1 protein-coding gene is annotated in these 965 nt (G+C 66.5%); it reads left to right on the top strand.

The window, feature by feature from the left end:
- A partial coding sequence (locus FXB38_RS27480; RefSeq protein WP_246230190.1) for an IS110 family RNA-guided transposase occupies positions 1–965 on the top strand: 965 nt, incomplete at both ends.

Here is a 965-nt window from a genome sequence, read left to right as displayed (position 1 = left end):
TTGCCGGCTTGATGAAGCTGTTCGCAGATCTCAGGCGCAAGGCGGAGGCCAGGACCGGCGAGAGCTATCCGATCATCACGATCCAGGAAGCTGGGCTGGACGGGTTCTGGCTGCACCGTGTGCTGCAACAGAATGGCATTGAGAGCCATGTGGTCGATCCGGCCTCGATCGCGGCGCCGCGGCGAAGCAGGCGCGCCAAGACGGACCGGCTTGACGGGGAGACGCTGCTGCGGGCGCTTCTCGCCTACAAGCGCGGCGAACCACGGGTCTGTGCGATGGTGGTTGCGCCCTCGCCCGAAGAGGAGGATCGGCGGCGGATTGGTCGCGAACGGGGGAGCCTGATCGCCGAGCGCATCACGCATGTGAACCGGATCAAGGGTCTTCTGTTCGCGCAGGGGGTATCGGGTTACGAGCCGCTGCGGCGCAATCGGCGGATACGGCTCGAGGCCTTGCGCACGGGCGACGAGCGGGAGCTGCCGGCGCATTTGAAGGCGCAGATCGGCCGCGAACTCGATCGGATCGAACTGCTTCTGGAACAGATCGAGGCGGTCGAGACCGCGCGGGACGCCATGCTGGTGGCGGCGAGAAAGCCTGCAGGCGACGAAGCCGCGCCGGACGTGGTCACGATGCTGCTTGCCTTGAAGGGAATGGGTGCCAACTTCGCGGCCGTGCTCTGGTCGGAGGCGTTCTACCGGAGCTTCTCCAACCGCCGCCAGGTCGCCGCCTATGCGGGCCTTGCAGCGACGCCCTGGCAAAGCGGGGGCATCCGGCACGAGCAGGGCGTGTCGAAGGCCGGCAATCCCAGGCTGCGGACCACGATGATCCAGTTCGCCTGGCTCTGGATACGTCACCAGCCGCAATCGGCCCTGACGCGCTGGTTCAAGGAGCGAAGCCCGCAAGGCCGCAAGCGCGCGATCGTGGCGCTGGCGCGCAAGCTTCTCGTGGCATTGTGGAAGTATGTCACC

It is taken from the genome of Bradyrhizobium cytisi (assembly GCF_008123515.1).
Taxonomy (GTDB): domain Bacteria; phylum Pseudomonadota; class Alphaproteobacteria; order Rhizobiales; family Xanthobacteraceae; genus Bradyrhizobium; species Bradyrhizobium cytisi.
Note: the sequence above shows the minus strand (reverse complement) of the source record. Positions and strands in the feature narration are given on the sequence as shown.